Annotated in this window: 12 protein-coding genes, 1 tRNA gene and 1 pseudogene; 7 read left to right on the top strand and 7 right to left on the bottom strand. The window is 53.9% G+C overall.

Going from position 1 to position 21516, the window contains the following annotated elements:
• Window positions 1-377 precede the first annotated feature (377 nt).
• Window positions 378-1715, top strand: a complete 1338-nt coding sequence (locus tag ACM6IM_RS26245; protein WP_414866704.1) for an MFS transporter — start codon at window positions 378-380, stop codon at window positions 1713-1715.
• 30 nt (window positions 1716-1745) lie between these two features.
• Here the strand turns inward: ACM6IM_RS26245 and ACM6IM_RS26240 are convergent, their stop codons facing one another.
• Window positions 1746-2780 carry a LacI family DNA-binding transcriptional regulator gene (locus ACM6IM_RS26240; RefSeq protein ID WP_414866703.1) on the bottom strand — a complete coding sequence of 345 codons (1035 nt, stop codon included), beginning with the start codon at window positions 2778-2780 and terminating at the stop codon, window positions 1746-1748.
• Between the two features lie 210 nt (window positions 2781-2990).
• Between ACM6IM_RS26240 and ACM6IM_RS26235 the strand changes: the two genes are divergently transcribed.
• Together ACM6IM_RS26235 and ACM6IM_RS26230 are read left to right on the top strand one after the other, a co-directional pair.
• Window positions 2991-4322 carry an MFS transporter gene (locus ACM6IM_RS26235; RefSeq protein ID WP_192302651.1) on the top strand — a complete coding sequence of 444 codons (1332 nt, stop codon included), beginning with the start codon at window positions 2991-2993 and terminating at the stop codon, window positions 4320-4322.
• A gap of 13 nt (window positions 4323-4335) precedes the next feature.
• Window positions 4336-5685 (top strand): amidase, encoded by a 1350-nt coding sequence (locus tag ACM6IM_RS26230; protein WP_414866702.1) that lies wholly within the window; start codon window positions 4336-4338, stop codon window positions 5683-5685.
• A 177-nt stretch (window positions 5686-5862) separates the two neighbouring features.
• Here ACM6IM_RS26230 and ACM6IM_RS26225 read toward each other — a convergent pair whose 3' ends face one another.
• Together ACM6IM_RS26225 and ACM6IM_RS26220 are read right to left on the bottom strand one after the other, a co-directional pair.
• Window positions 5863-6180, bottom strand: a complete 318-nt coding sequence (locus tag ACM6IM_RS26225) for a DUF3077 domain-containing protein (RefSeq protein ID WP_192302649.1) — start codon at window positions 6178-6180, stop codon at window positions 5863-5865.
• A 510-nt stretch (window positions 6181-6690) separates the two neighbouring features.
• Entirely contained in the window at window positions 6691-7020 is a 330-nt protein-coding gene (locus ACM6IM_RS26220; RefSeq protein WP_414866701.1) for a hypothetical protein, read from the bottom strand.
• Between the two features lie 344 nt (window positions 7021-7364).
• On the opposite strand from ACM6IM_RS26220, the gene ACM6IM_RS26215 reads away from it, so the two are divergent.
• Window positions 7365-7784, top strand: coding sequence for a hypothetical protein (locus tag ACM6IM_RS26215; RefSeq protein WP_414866700.1), 420 nt, complete (start codon window positions 7365-7367; stop codon window positions 7782-7784).
• 256 nt (window positions 7785-8040) lie between these two features.
• On the opposite strand, the gene ACM6IM_RS26210 is transcribed toward ACM6IM_RS26215, so the two are convergent.
• Window positions 8041-8475, bottom strand: a complete 435-nt coding sequence (locus ACM6IM_RS26210; protein WP_414866699.1) for a hypothetical protein — start codon at window positions 8473-8475, stop codon at window positions 8041-8043.
• 1444 nt (window positions 8476-9919) lie between these two features.
• On the opposite strand from ACM6IM_RS26210, the gene ACM6IM_RS26205 reads away from it, so the two are divergent.
• Window positions 9920-12784, top strand: coding sequence for a hypothetical protein (locus ACM6IM_RS26205; protein ID WP_414866698.1), 2865 nt, complete (start codon window positions 9920-9922; stop codon window positions 12782-12784).
• 144 nt (window positions 12785-12928) lie between these two features.
• Complete coding sequence (locus ACM6IM_RS26200) at window positions 12929-17116, top strand: hypothetical protein (RefSeq protein ID WP_414866697.1); 4188 nt, start codon at window positions 12929-12931, stop codon at window positions 17114-17116.
• A 162-nt stretch (window positions 17117-17278) separates the two neighbouring features.
• On the opposite strand, the gene ACM6IM_RS26195 is transcribed toward ACM6IM_RS26200, so the two are convergent.
• The 3 genes and pseudogenes from ACM6IM_RS26195 to ACM6IM_RS26185 all read right to left on the bottom strand — a co-directional run bounded on the left by ACM6IM_RS26195 (window position 17279) and on the right by ACM6IM_RS26185 (window position 20351).
• Window positions 17279-18136 carry a hypothetical protein gene (locus ACM6IM_RS26195; protein ID WP_414866696.1) on the bottom strand — a complete coding sequence of 286 codons (858 nt, stop codon included), beginning with the start codon at window positions 18134-18136 and terminating at the stop codon, window positions 17279-17281.
• Between the two features lie 89 nt (window positions 18137-18225).
• A pseudogene (locus ACM6IM_RS26190) lies at window positions 18226-20146 on the bottom strand (DUF927 domain-containing protein); the annotation flags it as partial.
• A 120-nt stretch (window positions 20147-20266) separates the two neighbouring features.
• Window positions 20267-20351: transfer RNA gene (locus ACM6IM_RS26185), tRNA-Leu, on the bottom strand.
• 107 nt (window positions 20352-20458) lie between these two features.
• Between ACM6IM_RS26185 and queA the strand changes: the two genes are divergently transcribed.
• Window positions 20459-21508, top strand: a complete 1050-nt coding sequence (gene queA / locus ACM6IM_RS26180; protein WP_414866695.1) for a tRNA preQ1(34) S-adenosylmethionine ribosyltransferase-isomerase QueA — start codon at window positions 20459-20461, stop codon at window positions 21506-21508.
• Window positions 21509-21516 lie beyond the last annotated feature (8 nt).

The following is a 21516-nucleotide window of genomic DNA, read 5'->3' as shown; positions in this document are numbered from 1 at the left end:
TGCCCCCACCGACCCAACGCCCAGCGGGCTTGTCGATAAGGGATGTATAACAGGCGTAAGCGGTGAGAAACAGCATCAGAAGGGTAGGCAAATCCACGGTGCAGACCTGCCCGAACAAAAACCTTGAAACAAAAAAACCACCAGACAACCACCACCCCCTGTGGGAGCGAGCCTGCTCGCGATGGCCGTAAACGATAACGCCGCAAACCAGACACCTCGCCGCATCCTGTGTCATCCACAGCCTCCAATGGCCCAAATCCTGCCTGTCTAACCTGCAACAGGTCGCTACTGACTACGCGGACGACACATCTGAGCCCAACCGCGTCGGTGGCTACCCCGATAATCGGACGTGAATGGACGAATTGGCGAGGTTCAGCATGACGAACGTAACGACAGAGCAGGTCAGCCCGCAGACGCTGAGAAGGGTGATCGTGGCTGCCGGGATCGGCAATTTCGTCGAGTGGTTCGACTTCGCGGTCTACGGCTTTCTGGCCACGACCATCGCGCAGCAGTTTTTCCCCAGTGGCGACGCCAGTGCCGCCTTGCTCAAGACGTTCGCGGTCTTCGCCGTGGCGTTTGCCTTTCGTCCCCTGGGCGGGCTGTTCTTCGGCATGTTGGGTGACAAGATCGGCCGCAAGCGCACCCTGGCGATGACGATTCTGTTGATGGCCGGCGCGACCACCTTGATCGGCCTGCTGCCGACCTACGCCGCGATTGGGGTCATGGCGCCGATCCTGCTGTCGCTGATCCGTTGCGCCCAGGGCTTTTCCGCCGGGGGCGAGTACGCGGGCGCCTGTGCCTACCTGATGGAGCACGCGCCGAGCGACAAGCGCGCCTGGTACGGCAGCTTCATTCCGGTGTCGACGTTTTCCGCCTTCGCCGCAGCGGCGGTGGTGGCTTATGCACTGGAGGCCTCGCTGTCGGCCGAAGCGATGGGCAGTTGGGGCTGGCGCCTGCCGTTCCTGATTGCCGCGCCGCTGGGGCTGGTGGGCCTTTACCTGCGCTGGAAGCTGGACGAGACGCCGGCCTTCCAGGCCGTGACCGAGGAACACGCCGTCGCGCATTCCCCGCTCAAGGAAACCCTGCGCAACCATGGTGCAGCCATCTGCTGCCTGGGCGCGTTCGTGTCACTCACGGCGCTGTCGTTCTACATGTTCACCACCTACTTCGCCACGTACCTGCAAGTCGCCGGCGGCCTGAGCCGCGCCACCGCGCTGCTGGTGTCGCTGATCGCCTTGCTGTTCGCGGCGATGATCTGCCCACTGGCCGGGCTGTATTCGGACTGGGTCGGCCGGCGCAAAACCGTGGCCACGGCCTGCATTCTGCTGATCGTGGTCGTTTATCCGTCGTTCCTGATGGCCAGTTCCGGCTCGTTCGCCGCCTCCATCGTCGGCGTGATGCTGCTGGCCATCGGCGCGGTGTTGTGCGGCGTGGTCACGGCCGCGCTGCTCTCGGAAACCTTTCCGACACGCACTCGCTACACCGCGTCGGCGATCACCTACAACATGGCCTACACGATCTTCGGCGGCACCGCGCCATTGGTCGCCACCTGGCTGATCACCACCACCGGCAGCAACCTGTCGCCGGCCTTCTATCTGATCGCGATTGCCTTGCTGGCGCTGGCGGGGGGATTGGCGCTGCCGGAAACCTCGCGCATTTCCCTGCATGACGTACCGAGTGATGAAAAGCGCGCAGCCATCAGCGCGACGGCGTAACACCATTCAACAAGGCGCACGGAGGCGCCTTCAGTCAGCGCAACGCAGCGAGGAGCTCGCCCGCACCTGCAACTGCGGGGCGAGGATGATCGACTCGGCGGGCTCGCCCTTGATGCGCTTGAGCAATAACTCCACGGCGTGCCGGCCCATCTCCGCCAACTGCAGGCGCACGCTGGTGAGCGGCACGGTCAGTTCGTTGGCCAGCGCAATGTCGTTGAAACCCACCACGGCAATGTCCTTGCCCGGCATCAAACCCTTGTCACGGGCAGCCCCCATCAGGCCGATGGCCAGGAAGTCGTTGACCGCAAAAAACGCCTGCGGACGAGGGTTGAGCCCCAGCAGATACTCGCCCTGTTGGTGCCCGGTCAGGCTGTCAAAAGGACCATTGACGGTCCACTGCGGGTTCAGTGTCAGGCCCTGCTCGCGGTAGTAGCGGATGAAGCCACGGGTACGATCAGCACCGGTGGACGCATGGCGCTCGCCCGCCAGGATCGCCACATCGCGATAGCCCAGCTGGTGCAGGTGTTGCGCCGCTAACCAACCGCCCCGTTCGTCGTCGCTCGCCGCCGCCAGGTGACCGGCAATCTGCCGGCTGACCAGCACGTATGGAATGTGCTTGCGCATCAGCAAGTCCAGCAGCGGTTGGCTTTCTCCAAGGTGCGAGTCCGCCACGATCAGCCCGGCCACCGAACGGCGCAAGGCGTGTTCGGCGCGCGCTTGTTGGCGGGGTTGCTGGTCGTCGGTATTGGAGACGAAGGTGAGGTAGCCGGCCTGCTCGGCCGCGCTGTCGATGCTGTCATAAATGGTTGCCATCACCAGGTCAGTCAGGCGTGGCATGAGCACGCAGATTTCCTGGCTCTTGCGCAACTTCAAGTTGGAAGCCTGGGTGTTCGGCCGGTAATCCAGTGCCTCGGCCAGTGCGCGAATCCGCGCCACCACCTCGGGCGACGCCGCACGCTCGACGCCGGTCGGGTCGCCGTTGAGCACGCGCGATACCGTAGAAACGTGCAACCCGAGTTCGGCCGCCATGGATTTCAGCGTGGCGGGGCGAGATTGATTCGGCATGTGTGCGGGGCTTCCAACCTTCTGTTGTCCAGCCCGGGATTCTAACCCAAGGGCTGCATCCTCCCGGAAAAATCCTTTACCCAAACGATTGACTAAACGTTTTGCGGAATCTACATTCGGCCAACCCAAACGTTTGGGTAACACAATAAAAATACGCCGGACGCGGCCGACTTTTTGACTTCTGCCCTCATTTTGAAGAGTCAGACACCTATGAAAAGCGCAGCTATTCCGTCTTTCCGCTACCAGATTTTCTTCCTGATCATGCTGATGGCGTTGCTCAATTACATCGATCGCGGGGCCATTTCCTACGCTTCGGCGAGCATTCTTCCGGAGTACGGTTTCGATAAGGCCGACTGGGGCAATGTCCTGGGTTACTTCGGCTACGGCTACATCCTGGGCGCGTTGATCGGCGGCATCCTGGCCGACCGTTTTGGCGCCAAGCGCATCTGGCTGATTGCCGGCGCCACCTGGTCGATTTTCGAGATTTGCACCGCGTTTGCCGGCGATCTCGGACTGGCCTTCATGGGCGGCTCGGCCATGGCGGGGTTCGCCACCATCCGTGTGCTGTTCGGCTTCGCCGAAGGCCCGGCCTACTCGGTGATCAACAAGAGCGTGGCCAACTGGGCGACCCCCAGGGAGCGCGGTTTCGTGGTGTCGGTAGGCCTGCTCAGCACGCCGCTGGGTGCGCTGCTGACTGCGCCGATAGCGGTCGGCCTGCAAACCCTGACCGGTGACTGGCGCAGCATGTTCGTGGTGCTGGGCGTGGTCAGCCTCGCGCTGTTGATCTTTTTCATGACGCGCTTCACCAATACGCCCGACGAAAACCCGCGAGTGTCCCAGGCCGAACGTGACTATTTGCGTCAGGAGCGAGCTGCGGCGGGCAACGCCTCGGCCCCGGCCGACGACGTGACGCCGGTATGGCATTTCTTCAGGAACAAGGACCTGCTGCTCAACGCGGTCGGTTACTTCTCGTTTGTGTACGTGACCTTCCTGCTGCTGACCTGGACCCCCAAATACCTGCAGGACCAGTTCCACTACAACCTGTCGTCCCTCTGGTACATGGGCATGATCCCCTGGACCGGCGCCTGTTTCACCGTGCTGCTGGGCGGCAAGATTTCCGACCTGTTGTTGCGCCGCACCGGTAACCTCAAGGTGGCACGCAGCTGGCTGGCCGCGACCTGCCTGTTGTTGACCACCCTGTGCTTCATCCTCGTGTCCCAGGCCCAGACCGTGTGGGGCGTGATCGCCCTGATGACCGTGGCCAACGCCCTCAACGCGCTGCCCAACTCGGTTTACTGGGCCGTGGTGATCGACACCGCACCGTCCAACCGGGTCGGCGCCTACAGCGGCATGACGCACTTCATCGCCAACACGGCCTCGTTCATCGCGCCCATGCTCACCGGCTACCTGACCTTGCACTACGGCTACTCGTCGATGTTCGTCGCCGCAGCGGTCGCCACGGCACTGGGCATGAGCGCGATGCTGATGGTGCGCCCGGGCGCCCGGCGGGTGGCCGCTTCCCCTCAACCTGCCGCTGTTTGATGGAGACGTTTCTATGAGCCTGGCCCAGCCTGTTCATGTTGGACCCTTTCATGGCCAGTCAGTCGTCGCACTGGCCGAGGCGTTACGTGCGGGCACCCTGACGAGCGTGCGAATGACCCAAACCGCCCTGGACAGCATCGAACGCCTGAACCCGATCCTGAACGCCTTCGTTCACGTCGATGCCGCCGTGTCGCTGGCCCAGGCGCACAAGGCCGACGAGCTGTTGGCGCAGGGCATCGACCTGGGCCCGCTGCATGGCATCCCGGTGGCGATCAAGGACAACATCGACACGTTCGACCACATCACCACCTATGGCTCGGCGCATTTTGCCGGCTTCCGGCCAAGCCGCGATGCACTGTGCGTGCAACGCCTGCGCGAAGCGGGCGCCGTGGTGCTGGGAAAAACCCTGACCCACGAATTCGCCTACGGCCCGACCGGTGATCGCTCACTGCAAGGCGCGGCACGCAACCCGTGGGACGCCCGTTGCATCACCGGTGGCTCCAGCGCCGGCAGCGCGGCGGCGGTGGCCAGCGGCATGGTGCCATTGGCACTGGGCACCGACACGGGCGGGTCGATCCGCATTCCGGCGGCGTTGTGCGGCGCGGTCGGCTTCAAGCCGTCGTTTGCCAGCGTACCGCTTCAAGGGGTGTTCCCGCTGTCGGCGAGCCTCGATCATGTCGGGCCGATCGCCAACCACGTCGAGGATGCGCGCCTGCTGTTCGAAGTGCTGGCGGGCCGAGCGTGCAGGCAGTCGACCTCTGATCGACCGCTGCGGGTGGGCTGGATCACCACGGGCAGCTTCGGCCCGGTTGACCCGGCGCTGGATCGGCAGGTGAAGGAGGCGGCGCAGCGACTGTTTGGCGAGTCGCTGCAGCCAACCGCCGAGCTCGAACCCCTGGCCGCCGACATGAAGGAAGCCTTGCTCGCGCTGCAACGCGCCGAGGCCTACGACGTCCACGCCGAGCGCATGCAGCAGGCGCCGCACCTATTCGACCCGGAAGTGCGCGAGCGCCTCGAGTTGTCGGCGGAAGTCAGAGGCTGGCAATACCTGCGCGCCCAAGCCAGACAGGCCGCGCTCAAGGCGAGCATGGCCCGACTGTTCGAGCACTACGACTTCCTGGTCTCGCCCAGCGTGCCGATCACCGCGACACCCGTCGATGCACGCCAAGTCCGTGTCACAGACCAGGCCATCGACGTACGCGCCGCCGTCCTCAGCTACACCAGCGCCTGGAACCTCACCGGTCTACCGGCGATCAGCCTGCCCGCAGGGCTGGTCAACGGCATGCCGGTCGGGCTGCAAGTCATCGGTGCGGCGGGCGAGGATGATCGGTTGCTACAGCTGATAGCCCAGCGATCCCAATAACCCCGACCGCGAATCCCTCCCAAACAGGGATTCGCCCCCACCCCAGCACTATCTGTGTTCTTCTGTGGGAGCGAGCCTGCTCGCGATGGACGTGAACGATAACGCTAAAAACCAGACACCCCCACAGCGCCATCCCACACCGCAACCAAACCCGCCCCCACAGCCTGACGCCAGCCGTTACCCCTCAGCCTCCGTTTCAGCCGCGGCCCGCTTTGCCGCTGCCCCCCGATCCCACTCCAACACCTTCACCGCATCATCCACCAACGCCTTGCTCATCGACGTCAGGTAATGCGCCGCCCAGGCGTGATAATCCAGATCCCGCGCATAAGCCGCATCCTTGCTCAGCGCCTTGGCGAGAAACAGAAAATCAGAAGCCATGCTCAACGCATCCACCAGCGGAACACCGCGCGTGACATGGAACACCGGGTTATCGGAACCGGAGCAGTAGATGGCCGGGGTGAGGCCAATGGTGGTGAGTTCGGGTTGGTCGGTCATTGGACACCTCCGCAGATGCAGAAGTGGTGGGGGAGGGGATTGCGGGGTTGGGCGTGGCGTGGAAGGAACAGCCAAATTACAGACGGATTTGTTTTGGTCATGATCAACATCCTTGATTGGAGGAGCTGTCACGAGCCTTCTCACGGGCTTGGGTGACAGCCGTGCGCGGGGTGAGAAACCGGCAATCAAGGCAACCGGTAGACCCGAAGGTCTCCCACGCACAGCCGCCATAAAGCCTTATCGCAGACGAAAAAAAACGCCACGACAGGTTTTGGGGCGCTTCGCGCCTTGATTGTTGCGGGCTCTCACACCCGGCCGCTGAATTGGCAGCGACAGTGGGAGGTTATCCTGCACACCCCGTTCCTGCAACTGTCAAAACAAACTGGTGCCCCATCGGCCATCCATCGCAGAAAACACAAGGAAATCAAGGCACAACCGCGATCCCGCAGACGGGACTATGCCTCTCTGGAAACGCATTGCAACAAACGGTTATCCAGTAATGGGCCACCTTCACACGATATCTTTCAGATAAGCCTTCAGCGCAATCAGCGGCTCACCCAAGTGCTCCATCGTCTGCCCATCGGCAAACTCCGCCGCCAACTTCTGCAACTCCCGCCCCAACGGCTTATCCACACCGCCAACCGCCTCCAGCGCCAACCCCAGGCACTCACCCACCTTCACCTGAATCCCCTCGACATCCCCGCGCCGCACCAACAACTCGAACACATCCCGCTGGTAATCGCCCATCACCAGATCGTCACGCAGGATCGGGCTCTGGTCTTCCGACTCATACGCCAGTTTCAGGGAGAAGAGGGCGACGGTTTCCAGTTGCGATTCCATGAGGTGAATCCTTGTGAATGGGGCCAGCGGAACAAGCGAACCAGAAGGAAACGCGTGCGTGCCCTGTAAAACGTACCTGGCGCGGGATTCTACCGTTGGGATACAGCCAGGGCTACGTGGCTCGCTCCATCTCGGCACTCACGTGGCTGACCCGATAGAAAACCACAAGGCCCACTGGCTGGATAACCCCGAGTTTCGGCCCGCCCACGGCAACGGATTGCCCCTGCCGGCAAATCGCTTCCAGCCACGCCCCCACACGATCGGCCCATGCCCAACAGAACGGGGCGACAAAACGATTGGCCTGACTCTTGCTCTCACTCGCTGACCTACGAAGGAGTGTCAACATGATCGGAAGCAACCTGCCGCCACTGCACTACGTCAATGAACTGAAAAAGTCCCTCGCGAACGGCACGGCCACAGCCGCCAGGTTCGAAGTCCCCAACGCGACACCGGAAGTCCAGGCAAAACTCGATCAGATCTTTCGCGAGACCGAGCGCGATGTGGAAAAGCTGAAAGCCCGATACAGCGCCGATCCGGACTGGGCACCGCCCGAAGAGAAAAGCAACGCTGCCGAACTGCCAGAAGTGCAGACCCTCAGTCACAACGACGCTTCGGATGCACTGAGCAGCCTTCAGCAACGGATGGAAGTTGGGCAACTGCAAGGGGGAAACATCGACACCACCCATAGCGGCCTGCCGGCAGATGGTGATGCGGTTTATCAGGAATGGTTGCTGGCTCGCGTGGGACTTGATGTAGAGGTGTAAGCCCTGGAAGGCGGGGTGTTTTTGTGGGGAAGAGGGCGGTTTGTATCATGATCGCCAGGTACAAAAAAACCGGCTCGATTGGCCGGTTTTTTATTACGAAAGTCGGTAGTAACTCTCGTTGGTGTTATGTGGTGCCCGAGGGAGACTGTAGGCATCCATATAATCCGTGGCTTGCAGCTAAGTTATGCCCCTAGGGATACAAGCAGGGATACAAATTCAGTTTTTCTGCCCTGATGATGCCCGATCAGCTCGGTGCTTACCAGCTGAGTTCAGCGACCAGGCCGCAGATGAGGCGATGATCGGTGACGTTGAAATAAGTCGGATCTTGTTCCTCTTGCTCTCCGATGAAAAAAGCATAGGCGCGTTTTTTGGATTTGCTTTTTTTCTCCTTGATACCTTCCTCGCGCACGACCTCCATCTCATTCTGTACCTTCGTCCGTTTGTAACTGGACCATTGGGACCAACAGATGCGAAGCATGTATTTGCGCACTAGCTGTCGCTCGGAGTTCCATTCACCAGCAGAAAGCTGGATCACCAACGAATCATCTATTGCTTGAGCCTTTGCCCAGGCCAGCTCCGCATAGAAAACTTTTGAACGAGAAAATTGCTCGATGCCTGCGTTTGCAGCCCCCAATTTTTTAAAGGCAGTCAGATACGTCTTATCCTCGATCCCGGGAATGTCTAATGACATGTTTCTGTCGTAGGGGAAATTGATGAACGCACGACAAATCGGCCGGATCGTGTTGGACGGTCTTCGCCCGGCTGGCCTCGTCGTACCATCATCCGAATTGGTTCGGGTGGTGCTCTTGCTACCAGTCTGTGCAGGTGACTTCGGCAAGGTAGGGTCTACTGAAGTACGTTCGTCCTTAAGGATCAATCTCGAAGGGGACAAGCCTGGGCTCGTTTCCAATTCATTGCGAACGCTGCCTTTGCGGCCGCTTGCAACGGTTTTCCGTTCCCCATCTACGTCGCAACCCTCTACATGATCCGTTTTAGGGAATAGGCTGAAGTGCGGCCGCTTTAGATTAGTTTTGAGATACGACGCCGGGTAAACGGGCTTCTTGCACCCGCTACATTCATAGCCATCCCTGTCAACGTGTGGAAGCATCCATAAGTCTTCAGCCTCTACAATTTCCTTTGTGTACCTATCCCGAGCTGATTCCATTCTGCCTCTCCAAAAATCGTAGTCTTTCCGTAACTTAACACGCTTCAGTCCTACAAAAGCTGCCGGGGCCCCTGAGACTTTTGTCTCAACACGGGTCGGAAAGCCGCGAGATCTTGGTAGCGACAGTTTCATCAGCTTATTGAAATTTCAACGTTGAAATTGAAAGGATATTGAAGAGAAAAGGGAATCGTTACCGCAACGGTAAAGGTGGGCTAGCGTGTTGTTGATAGCGAACGGTTGAGCCCCGTCAACCTTGGGGGTGGTGTCAACCACGTCAACCTGTCAACCAACGTAGAAAATCCAGCCGCTAACACGATTCGGCGGGTTCTTTGCCCCGTACCCATTCGAAATGCCCAGGGGCCCCGGCGAGCTACCAAGCGATAGGGCAAATGCACTGGTGAACAGCAGTTCACGAGGTTCACCTGTTCACTAAGCTGTGCACTTTTCCGCTAACACGATCACGCGGGTTTCCGACCCCGTATCTAGCGTAAAAACTTAGGGTCCCTTCGAGGTTCTGAAGCGACGAGTCGTATTTTTCCACAGGCAACAAGGGCGAGCTAATATCGCTGAAGGCTTCATCTAGAAAGGGGAGTGGGGAGCTGATATGCATCCCTTTCAAAACACGTGTAACAGGTGTAATTCGTGTAACAGAGCACGCTAACTACTTGTATTTATTAGAAAAATCTAGTTACACCTTATGTCGAAAAAAACTGGGCGAAATGTACACGTCCATGCGGTGTAACACTGTTATCGACCATGAAGCCAGGCGATTGGGGAAATAAATCTTCCTTCAGCTTCTCGTGCTGTTGTCTTGTTTAGCCCTGACGGTGGTGAAGCAGTAAGCGGTAGCTTGAATACGTACTGATGGCCCTGAGCCATTCACCTCGTTATGCTGAGGTGAGCACCATTGAACATAGATTTCAGATGTGGGAGCAACTCGCTAGACGCGTCATACCTAGAGGAAGGGAATATGTCTCAACACCTTGAGAATTTTGCCAAGGAGCACATCTCTGGCCGATCGGAAGGATATCTGCTGGCCTTGTGGATCATTTACACCAAACGCTTGGAACGCGGCCGGCTCAGCGAAAAAATTAAAGAGGTTTTGGCCAACAAACGTCTAGATATCCTGAAGCTCAACATCTCCAAGCGGGCGCGAAAATATCTGGCTTTTGCAGAAGGTGCGGGTGAGTTTCAGTTTGTCCCACAGCAAGGACTCAAATCGCTTGGCGCTATGCGCGTGAGTAACTTTAGAGGTTTCGGTAGCTTCGGATCTCATGACAAAGGCACCTACATCAAGTTTTCACCGGGCAAAAATATTTTCTATGCCCCCAATGGAGGTGGCAAAACCTCCTTGTGCGAGGCGATTGAGTATGTCGTTACCGGTTCCTTGAAGGAGGCGGATCGGCGAAGCACCAAGCTCTCAGAGTACATTCGCAGGGAAGATACCAAGCATAACTTAGTATTTAGGGCATCTGACGGATCTCTGTTTGAGAGCAATGCTCTTTGGTCTCCATGTTTCATTGATCGAAACCGTCTCCAAGAGTTTTCTTTATTAGGTTCAAAAGACACAAACTTTCAACAAAAGGATGTCTTGGCTGCGCTTTTCGGGCTTGAAGAGATTGAAGAGCTGATCCAACGATTTGTTTTGCCTAAAAGCTTTAATTTGGCTGCGTTCAGAGTCGAAGATTCGACTCAGGAAAAAGCTCGCCTGGCTCTTGACTTCGATCGTGAACACTCGCTTAAAAATGGGCTGCTTCAGGAGAATTTGTGCCTCAGGGAGGATCTTTGTAGAACGCTTGGTATCAGCCATTATGACACTTTGTTACTACAAAACCGGCTAGATTTTTCAAAAAAATTGCTCGCCTACCGAGAGCGAAAACTGCGAGAAAGACAATCTCAGTTAATACCAAATACATTAGAACCTAAAAAGCTATCCGCGTTGATTCGTAGTCTACGAATGCAGTTATTCAAATACTCAACAGCTCAGGCCAGGCTTGCTGACAATATTGGACTTGTGAATTTTCAAGATTTTTTTAATTTATTGGTTCGATTAGGTGAGGCTCCTGAAAATCTGAGTAGTTGCCCTGCGTGTCTGACGCCGATTGAGCACGCCAAAGAAAATCCGTACTTTCGTGCTCAAAGTGAACTAGTGAAACTCGAGGCAATTTCTGGATTGAAGGATGCGCTACATACCGCTGAGCGTGGAATTGTTCTATGTGAACAGATCTGGGGGGCTCTTATTCAGGGGGCTGTTGAGAATGAGGGTCGAGGGGTTTCAATAGATTTACATGTAAAGGGTGTAGAGGAAAAGTTAGAAGCCATAAAAAAAAGCCCAGCAGAGAAGTTTTCTGTACGAGCGAGAAAACTTGAGGAGCTGTATCAGTGGCTGTTATTGATGGAGCAGAAGTTTGAACTTTATAATCAGGTTGCGATTAAAGAAAAAAGTATTCGCCAGGAATCAAATTCTGAGATATCCGAGGCTCAGAACAAAATTGATGCACTGCGGGATTCTCTTCTTGAGGTGAAGAGTATTGTTTCGAGAATTAAAAATAATCGGGAGCAGCTAAAGCTAGTTAGAAAAAATATACAGGCAATTGGCGTTAAACAACGCTCCATACGTACAGGGGTGGCTGCAGAGCGTCGGTACAATGAATTGCTAGCGGAAATGCAACAAGAGTATGAGGTTCTTTATCAGGATCTATTGAAGTATAAGTTGTCAATAGAAGAGGTGCAAGTTCAGGGGGTAGAGGAAACTGCGGCTGAATATTATCGAAAAATTAATAAGCACGATGATGACTCTGAGCGGATTGAGCAACTCCGTTTTGAACGTGCCACTACTGGTTATCGAATCAAGATCACAACACCTAATGGGGCTTCGAAAGACGCTTTTTCAGCGTTGAGTGAAGGTCATATTCGTTCCCTTGGATTGTCGCTATTGTTGGCAGTGGCTGAAAAGTATAAGTATCCTTTCATTGTGTTTGATGATGTGGTTAATGCTATCGATTCTGATCATCGCGCAAATATTATTGATTTGATGTTTAACGATCCTTATCTCAAAAACACCCAGCAGATCATTACTACGCATGATCGATTGTTCTGGGAGCGATATTGCAATATGTGCAAGATCAAGCACAAGAGTGAAACATTCTCTAGTCGGGTGCTTAAACACACTAATAAAGGCATTGTGGTAATGGACTATGACGCAGGGTTCTCTGCCAAAGTTGAGCAGGCTCTGTCAGTTTCCGATATACGCCAAGCCTTAATATACTGTCGAATTTGGCTGGAAACGATGGTTGTAAAATTTTGTGTGAGTAACAAAATCAAACTGACTGGAGTATTTTCTCCGAACAATCTACGCCCCGAAAATTTACTGGAGATCAGCCTGGAGCAAATGTACAAGCTGGTCGTCCCTGCTACGCTCTGGGATTCAAGTAATATTGACGTCATCAAAAAGGATCTTATTAACTGGAAGGGGCAAAATCAGGAGCACCATGCGTTTGACGAACACAGTTTTAATTTTGTTCACTCTAAAACCAGTCCTGAGATTCAGGGCATTTATCAGTCGATTAAGCGTCTGGAATATCAGTTATTCCCTGCAGACTTTAAAGCAGCCTTAGATTCTGAACGTGAGCTGCTAAGCAATCGACTTGCCCAAGCAAACAAAAAACTTGCTGATCAAGGTTTCGTTGAACATGCAAAGCCAGAATCTGTGGAGGAATTCAGGCTGCGGAAGTTGGAATGCGAATCCGGATTGGGAAGGATTGATCAAGACTTAATATATGTTGAGAAGTGCGTAGAAAATCGTTACGTATTTCCCGAGCTAATTGAGGATTAGCGGAGGGTAGGAGCAGTCGCATTCATGCCGAATCAATTTGTTGTATTTATATTGGTGGCGGTTGAAGTGTTTCTATATTTACCATGACGTAGATGTTATAAATATTACCTTTAAACAGAATTGATATATATCGGTGGTGTTTTCATGGCTGTTGAATGGAGTCAAATTAGGACTTTCAATAACTCTCAGAATTCTGCATTTGAAGAGCTGGTGTGCCAGCTAGCGAGAGAGGAAGAAATCCCAGGGCGTGTGAGCTTCTATAGAGTTGCAGCGCCTGACGCAGGTGTAGAAGCTTATTGCGTTCTGGATAATGGTGATGAATATGGTTGGCAAGCTAAGTATTTCGATTCTATTGGGGCTTCCCAGTGGGCACAAATAAAAAAATCATTTGAAACTGCCTTAAATACTCACCCTAATCTAACTAAATATTATGTATGTATTCCGATGGATAGAAGTGATCCTCGAAGGGATAAGCAGAAATGGTTTATGGACCATTGGAATAGTAAAACTGACGAGTGGAAAGAAATAGCCCGACAGGCGGGAAGAGCAGTAGAAATAGTCTACTGGGGTAGTTCAGAGCTGATTCATAGGCTTTCCAGAGATGTAAATTCTGGCAGGAAGTTGTTCTGGTTTTCGGAAAATGAATTTTCTGAAAAGTGGTTTGTTCGGCAAATATCTTCAAGTATAAAAGATCTCGGGCGACGTTACACTCCCGAAGCTAACATTGAACTCAATATAAACCTTCGTTTTGAGGCGCTGACTCGTTCCAGTATTTTTAAGGAACATGCACGTGGTATGTTTGATGAGCTATTTTTTCAATTGGAGTTGTTACTGAAGGCTGCAATAGCGCAGCCAAAAGTGCCACTAACTAAACCTGTTTCAAAATACGTTGATATCATAAAACTAAATTGCGCTATTATTTTTGAAAGTGGTGTAGAAAATATCTTTTGGGCTGGAATTCTATCCGCACTTAACGAGCTGAACGAACTTATAATCGTCGCAAGGGACGAGGTCGAGAATGCTATCCATGGCGAACAAAAAAAACACGCCTTCGTCAGAAAGCTTTATATGGATACATTGCGTTCTATTCGTCAGTTAGTAAATTTTGGCCGAGATAGTCAGTACTTAACAAATTCGCCTTATATGCTTTTGACTGGTGATGCAGGGATAGGTAAGTCTCATTTGTTGGGGGATTTCTCCACTAGGAAGTTGAAAGAAAATTGTCCTGGGGTACTTATTCTCGGGCAGCACTTGACCTCTGAAGAAGCCCCTTGGACGCAGATTCTTAGAAATATACTTAGGCTTCAGTGTTCTGAGGAGGAACTGCTAGGTGCGCTAAATGCTCAGGCAGAGTCGAGAGGGGAACGTCTGATTTTTGTAGTTGATGCTATAAACGAAGGTCGTGGCAAGTTTTTCTGGGAGGATCATATCCATAGTTTTGTGGAAAGCTTTAAAGCTTTTCCATGGGTAGGTTTAGTTCTAAGTGTCAGAACATCCTATGTTAGGATGTTACAGCTGGATAACGCCGAAGTAGATGGTTTGATTAGGGTAAGACACCATGGTTTTGCTGGACATGAAGATGAAGCGTCAGCGTTGTTTTTTAGCCAGTACGGAATAGCTAAACCTTCGATACCGCTACTTAGCCCGGAATTTAGTAATCCATTATTTTTGAAGCTTTTCTGTGAAGGGCTCAAAGGGAAAAGAAGGCGCTCCAATTCAAAAGACATTGGTGGTATTAGCGATGTCATTGATCATTATTTCGAGAGCGTTAATGAGAGATTGTCAGCTCCATCAAAGTTTGATTACCCAGTTGAGAAGAATTTAGTAAAAATAGTTGCCACTAGTGTTGTCAAGGCTAAGCTTGAGTCTGGGTCGCCTTATGTTGAATATGATGCTGCATACGCGCTAACCGAGGAGTTGGTGAGCAGGTTTAGTAATCAGCGAAGATTTCTCGATGCGCTTATTTCTGAGGGTGTTTTATCGAAAAATGCTTTTTGGAACAAGCAAGTCGGTTCTCAAGAAGGAGTTTACTTATCATATGAAAAATTTGAAGATCATCTGCTTGCTAGCTATCTCGTCTTTACCGAGTTAGACCCTGATGATGTTGTCGCAGGATTTAGAGGGGAGGGGGCGTTGGCAAAATTTGTCAATAATCCTAGTTTGCATCAAGGTGTTCTCGAGTCGTTATCCATACAGTTACCTAATAGATTCGGACTAGAGCTGTATGAGGTTCTGGCCGAGGACTACCCACACTCGAAAAATATTGTGGAAGCATTTATTAATAGCCTCGTGTGGCGAACACCGAAAACTGTTAAGGAAGAAAGTTGGGGCTACATAAAGTCCCTGGTGCTTTCAGATCATGATATTTTTGATCGATTTATTCAAGCGGTGTATTCTATAGTTGGGGATCCTGAGCATTATTATAATGCGGATAGCCTTCACTGTTATCTCTTTAGTATGTCTATGGCTGACCGAGATGAGTTTTGGAGTTATTATATTAACTTTCAAGATGACGAATCTTCAAGTATTTGGAGGCTCGTCAAGTGGGCTATAAATCTAGACGATAAGTCAACTTTTTCTAGCGACTCTAAGCGCCTTTGTGCAATAGCACTATCATGGTTGTTTACGAGTACGAATATTAAGCTTAGGGACTCCGCTACTAAAGCATTGACTAAGCTGTTAATAAATGAGTTGGTGGTGGCAAGAAGTCTTTTGGAGTTATTTAAGGATGTAGATGATTTTTATCTTCTAGAACGGTTGTACGCTTCAGTATACGGTGCTGTGGTTAACTCTTCAGATATAACTGGCTTGGATGGTATTTGTGTTTTTATCACCGATTTAGTGACTAATAGTGACGAATTTTATCCTAATGTCCTTGTTAGAGATTATGCTAGAGGGGTAGTTGAGTATGGTTGTTGTAAAGGTGTGATTGATAAGGATGTGCTTGTTTTGGTAAGTCCTCCATATAAGAGTGACTTTCCGGAAGTCTTTCCGAGTAATGAGATTGTGGATGCTTATGCTGGCGATTGTAAGTCAGAAGGAGTATCTGGTGTTCGTTCAATTCTTAGTTCGATGGTGACTGAGTACGGTCGAGGTGTTGGTGGATATGGCGACTTTGGTCGGTATACATTCGAAAGCGCCCTCAGAAACTGGGAGTGTGACTCCAATCTGTTAAGTAACTATGCGTGCGAGCTGATTTTTGAGAAGTATGGATATACTGCGGACAAACATGGTGTACTTGATAAAGATGTGAGATCGAATGATCGGTATAATAATGTAGTTGAACGGATAGGTAAAAAATATCAATGGCTAGCATTGTATGAAGTCGTAGCCAGACTGTCTGATAACAAAAAGATGATTGATGAAACCAGTGGTAGGAGTAGAGATAATACCTCCTACGTTGAGTATGAAGGTCCGTGGCATCCTGCATTGAGAAATATAGATCCAACTATGGTTTCTATGAGTCAAACGTATGATCCCAATTTGTGCTTCTGGGAAAAGCCCGAATATAATGATTGGGGGATGAGTAACTCGGAATGGCTTAAAGCCTCTGAAAATCTTCCAGATCCTAAAGAGATTATTTCCATTGTGGATTCGGATGGGGTTGAATGGCTTGCGTTGGAACGTTATTTAAGTTGGAAGGAGCCTGAGTTCTCCAGTTCCTATTACGAGGCTGATAATAGTAAAAATTTATGGTATCAGTGCCGTAGTTATTTGGTGAGGAAAGACGATAGCTCTAAAGTTGTCGCGGATCTTAAAAATGAAAATTTCATGGGCAGATGGATGCCTGAAAGCAAAAGTCAGTACCAGATATTTTGTCGTGAATACTACTGGTCATCAGCATATCGATACTTCCAGAAACCGTACTATGGTTGGAGCTCTTGGGAGAAGATTTCCAGCTCCATAACAAAAAAAGTTATTGGTAGTGTTCAGGTGACCTCTGAAGGGCATCATTGGGAGACGGGATCTGATGATGACAGCCAAAGATCCTATCTTTCACTTAGAACGGAAATCTTTCACGGGCTTAACTTGAACTATTCGTCGCGAGTAGGTGAATGGTTGGACTCATCTGGAAAGTTAGCAGCGTTTGACCCCGCAGCAAACGGAAGCGCGCCGTCCTGCCTATTAGTCAGAAAGGACTTATTGATTGATTATTTGAGAGAAAATAATCTTGATCTCTTTTGGAGTGTCCTAGGGCAGAAAACTTTGTTCGGCGGGTTTGGTACGGGGGACAATTACGCACGGTGGTTAGAGGTTTCTGGTATCTACACTTTTGGAGAAAGCGTTGTTGGTGATCTGCGAGTGCACATAAAAAATACAGGACGCAACTAGCTATTTCTTTTGATTCATAATGAAAAAAGCCGACGGTTGTCGGCTTTTTCGTGTGTGAGGCTCAGCGCAGAATTCTACATCGCGAAAAAATCCCCTGTTTGATTTTCATGGGCTCCAGCATCTCGCCACTTCCAGATGCCACTAGTGTGGGTTTTTTCGGAGTCATGACGCGAGTAGATCATCTAAAGATATTTTGTGTGCGGCGACTACCAAGTCGGAACGATCAAGTCTGGAATGGAAAGGGCCGAAGCGAGGTACTTCGAGTCTCGACAGTGCATCGCCCATCCCTCCCTTTTGATAGCTGACGGCAAGTATCCGAGAGCCCACAATGACCAGTTGTTTGACGACTGCGTTCCACTCTTCATCCAGCGCCAACCCTAACGCGTTCAATACCGCGTTTCTAGCTTCATCTCCCTGTTTCCGGGCAGAGGTTATTTGGGTCTCAATGCTCTCGAGTTCGGCCCGTAGTGCAGTGAGAACAAGCTCTTGCCGTCTCACTTGCTCATCCGTTACCGCAAGTTGCTTGGCGGCTTTCTGGATTTCGCTGTTCGCGGCCTTTTCGCCTTCGCTGTCGCCGCTGACCAGGCTCCGGGCGTAGAAGCTGGCTGCGTCTCGCTCGGCTTGCTGTGCTTTTTCCAAAGCTTGTTCTGCCTCCGATTGAATCGCCTGAAGGCGCTCACTCAAGTGCGCTTGTGACCGTTCCAATGCTTCGACCTTGGCGGCCGATTCGGACATCGCTTGGATGGATTCTGTTTTGATCTGATCGACCCGCTCTAGGCGGTCAAGGTGAGTGAGCTTTTGTTCAATTCGTTCCAGCTCGCTGGAGATGGCGCGCACACGGCTTTGGGCACTCGATAGTCTGTCCTCGGCGGCTCTGCCCTCTGGGCTTCCTATCATATTGCCGTTAGGGCTGTAGTTGCTGGGCGCATTGCGCCAAGCAACCTCCAAGTGGGGGAGACTGTTTTCCAGCGTTTCGCGTTCGGAGATTAAAGTCGCTTGTTGCTGTTTCAATTCGTTCATGGTCAGTCCTAAAGTCAGGTTTTTGGTTGTGTGTGCCTGGCTGGCGAGGCCGGAATAAGCCGGCGCTACCTCATGAATTAGGCAGCGACTTAGGCACCCTGCGCTTCGCGCTCACCCTGCTCAGGCACTGCCACAACCACGTAGCATCGCTGTAAACCAAGTCCAGGTAGGCGTACAGCGGTCGACGCTTTGCCGTCTTTACCAGGCTCTAAAACACCCAGTTGTAAGAGTTCCTTGTTAACCGCGCTCAGGTTCATGCCTCGGAAAATCTCGGAGCGCCATGCCTCTGGGAGAACGTAGTAGGTGGTCGTGGTGTGAAGCGCGTCTCCGAGGCCGTGCTCAAGCGATTTGCGAAAACCCAATCGGTCGATGGTGCGGGGGCCGTGCTCATCGATCTTCGCGGCAGCCGACTCCCAGCGCGTGAAGCGGCTTTCGCCGAAGCGCTCGATGACCTGGCGCAACCGCGCCAGGATTGCGTCCCCTTCTAAGTTACCGGCGCCGCCCCGCTCATTCAGCCAGGCATTCAGGCACACACGAGCGGCGGTAGTGGCGGTGCCGTCCGGCCAGCCGGTAATCCCCATCGCCGTGGCCAGCTCGCCGGCTGCGGCAGCCAACCCAAAGCGGGCCGCCGCACGATGCGCTTGACCGCTGGCCGAGGCGGGCAGCGCCTTGGCAATGAAGCCTTCCAACGTGTGGCGAAGAATCGTTGACCATCCACGCAGTTTGTCGGGCTCACAAAGGGCCGACAGGAAGGCGGTGATGGGTGTGCCGTAGTACTTGGCTACCCACGCCTTGAGTGCATCGGAGAGGGCGGCGGCGTCATCGAAACCGTTCAGCACGTCGAACATGCCCAGGCCTTTGCTGGCATCCGCTGGCACGGCGAGCATCCGTACTTCCATGCCTGCTTTGAGCTCCTTGTTCGCATCCGCCATGTGTTGCGCCAAGGTCTTCTCGCCAGTTGAGAGAAACAGCAAGCGCCACTCCTGCGCCTGTCGGCCTGTTTGTCCTCGATCATTGGCCTGGGCTTTGCCGGTGCCGTTGCCGAGCATGTACACCGTTTCGCCAATGATGCGCGGGTCGCACATGCCGATTTCATCCAACACCAAAAGCCCATCCGAGTGCGCGGCGTCGATGGATTCCAAGGCGTTATCCGTCGAGCGCCAGGAGCGCACCAAACGCGGCCCACTGTAGATCGAGGCGGCTACCTGTAGATGGGTGGTCTTGCCGCCCGAGCTGTCACCGTAGAGGTGAAACCCACCCGATTCATGGCCAAGCAGGTGCAGCAGTGGACCGGCGAACGCCACGCTGGCCACAAACGCCAAGCGGTGATTACCGACGCACAAGGCGCCGATCTGTTGTTGCCATTGCTCCAGGGTGCCGGCTTCGCTGATGGGGGGAAGCTGCGCGCCGGCCTCATAGAAATGCAGGTGCTCGACGTGCGAGCCGACCTGTTGTTCGGGCAGCAAGAAGGCACTGTCATGCCAACCCAAACGGGTGACAAGTCGTGCGCGCTGGGCGCTGTCGAAGCAGCCGAGATAACTCTGCAGGTCATTGCGCGCATTGCGCCCGGAGCGACTGCCGGCGAGACGCAAACCCATGTCCACCAGTGGACCTAGCACGTCCTTGCCGAAGTCGCCGGTCATGGTCCGCGCCGGAATGTTCCAGCGTTTTTTGGCGCCGTCGGGATCGTCGAACTCGACCAGCAAACCCCAGTTATGCCCCTGTGCATCACGGGTGCGCGCCAGGATTTCCAGCGGCGAACACACGGGGCGGGCCTCGCCATCGTCACCGGAATAAAACACGCCTTCGGGCGTCAGGCGAAAGCCGCCGGGCAACAGATCGTTTTTGGATTTCGCGGCGCGTTTGGTCGCCGGCCTTGGCTTCGAGTGGTTCGGTCGGTGCTTTCTCAGGCCCTACGCCGAATGATCCGCCGCTGCCTTGCTCGACGAAACGTGCTGCCGTTCAACCTTTGGCATGGGCATCGGCCGCGTCATCACCGTCGCTCCATTGAACAGGACATATGCAGGATAAGGGGGGGGCAGGGCTAGATCTACACCCACAAAAAAACCGGCTCAACTGGCCGGTTTCTTGTCTTCCGAAAGTCGGTAGCGACTCTCGTGTGCTGCTATATGGTGCCCCGAGGGAGACTCGAACTCCCACTCCTTTCGAAAACGGATTTTGAATCCGCCGCGTCTACCAATTCCGCCATCAGGGCTCAATGGCGGCGAAGTATAGAGAGGTGATAACCCTCGGTCAATCAGGTACATGGAGAATTTTTGATATTTCCGCTAGACTTCCCGGCCCTGCTAGACGAACCCCATCATGCGTGTTTCTGACTTTACTTTTGAGCTCCCTGATTCGCTGATTGCCCGCCATCCGCTGGCCGAGCGTCGCAACAGTCGGCTGTTGACCCTGGATGGGGTCAGCGGTGCCCTGGCACACCGTCAATTCACTGATTTGCTTGAGCATTTGCGCCCGGGCGATTTGATGGTGTTCAACAATACCCGGGTGATTCCGGCGCGGCTGTTTGGCCAGAAGGCGTCCGGCGGCAAGCTGGAGATTCTGGTGGAGCGGGTGCTCGACAGTCATCGCGTGCTGGCCCATGTGCGCTCCAGCAAGTCGCCCAAGCCGGGGTCGAAGATACTGATCGACGGCGGTGGCGAGGCCGAGATGCTGGCGCGTCATGACGCGTTGTTCGAGCTGGGGTTTGCCGAGGAAGTCCTGCCGCTGCTCGACCGTGTCGGGCACATGCCGTTGCCTCCTTATATAGACCGCCCGGATGAAGGCTCGGACCGCGAGCGTTATCAGACGGTGTACGCCCAGCGCCTGGGCGCGGTGGCGGCGCCGACGGCGGGGCTGCATTTCGACCAGCCGCTGATGGAGGCGATTGCCGCCAAGGGCGTCGAGACGGCGTTCGTGACCTTGCACGTGGGGGCGGGGACGTTTCAGCCGGTGCGGGTCGAGAAGCTCGAAGACCATCACATGCACAGCGAGTGGCTGGAAGTCGGCCAGGACGTGGTGGACGCCGTGGCCGCGTGCCGCGCTCGCGGTGGGCGCGTGGTGGCGGTGGGGACCACCAGCGTGCGATCCCTTGAGAGCGCCGCGCGCGATGGCGTGCTCAAGCCGTTCAGCGGCGATACGGACATCTTCATCTACCCGGGCCGGCCGTTTCATGTGGTCGATGCCCTGGTCACCAATTTCCATTTGCCCGAATCCACGCTGTTGATGCTGGTTTCGGCGTTCGCCGGTTATCCCGAAGCGATGGCCGCCTATAAAGCCGCCGTCGAGCATGAATACCGCTTTTTCAGCTACGGTGATGCGATGTTTATCACCCGTAACCCCGCACCACGTGGCCCAGAGGAAACACAATGAGTCGCCAA

Origin of the sequence: Pseudomonas sp. IT-P12 (genome assembly GCF_949767465.1) — a bacterium.
In the GTDB taxonomy this organism is placed as follows: domain Bacteria; phylum Pseudomonadota; class Gammaproteobacteria; order Pseudomonadales; family Pseudomonadaceae; genus Aquipseudomonas.
Note: the sequence above shows the minus strand (reverse complement) of the source record. Positions and strands in the feature narration are given on the sequence as shown.